1 protein-coding gene is annotated in these 602 nt (G+C 46.8%); it reads left to right on the top strand.

What is annotated here, in order from left to right; all coding sequences use genetic code 11:
- Positions 1 to 602: glycine betaine/L-proline ABC transporter substrate-binding protein ProX (gene proX, locus R7Z49_RS26280; protein WP_318112600.1), on the top strand; the 602-nt coding region annotated here is incomplete at both ends.

The raw sequence follows: 602 nt of genomic DNA, 5'->3' as shown, positions 1-602 counted from the left end.
ACGAACATTGGTCAGTTAAAAGATCCAAAATTGGCGAAACTATTCGACGCAAATGGCGATGGCAAAGCCGATCTTACCGGCTGTAACCCAGGTTGGGGGTGTGAAATGGTGGTTGAGCATCAGTTGGACGCGTTCAAACTTCGTGACACCGTCACTCACAACCAAGGTAATTACGCCGCAATCATTGCTGATACAATCTCCCGCTACAAAAAAGGCGACCCAATTCTTTACTACACATGGACACCGTATTGGGTAAGTGGCGTACTTGTTCCGGGTAAAGACGTTGTGTGGCTAGAGGTGCCGTTCTCGTCTCTTCCTGGTGAACGTAAAGACATCGACACCACACTGAAAAACGGCAAAAACTACGGTTTTGAAATGAACTCTATGCGCATCGTCGCGAACAAAGAGTTCACCGAGAAGAACCCATCGGCAGCGAAACTGTTCGAAATCATCAAACTGAATATCAATGATGTCAGCGCTCAAAACATGATGATGAGCCAAGGTAAAAATAGCGCGGCAGACATCGAAGCGCACGTAAATGGCTGGATTAAAGCCAACCAAACAACCTTTGATGGTTGGATTGAAGAAGCGAAGAAAGCGGC

This window comes from Vibrio sp. 1562 (genome assembly GCF_033340155.1).
Taxonomy (GTDB): domain Bacteria; phylum Pseudomonadota; class Gammaproteobacteria; order Enterobacterales; family Vibrionaceae; genus Vibrio; species Vibrio alginolyticus.
Note: the sequence above shows the minus strand (reverse complement) of the source record. Positions and strands in the feature narration are given on the sequence as shown.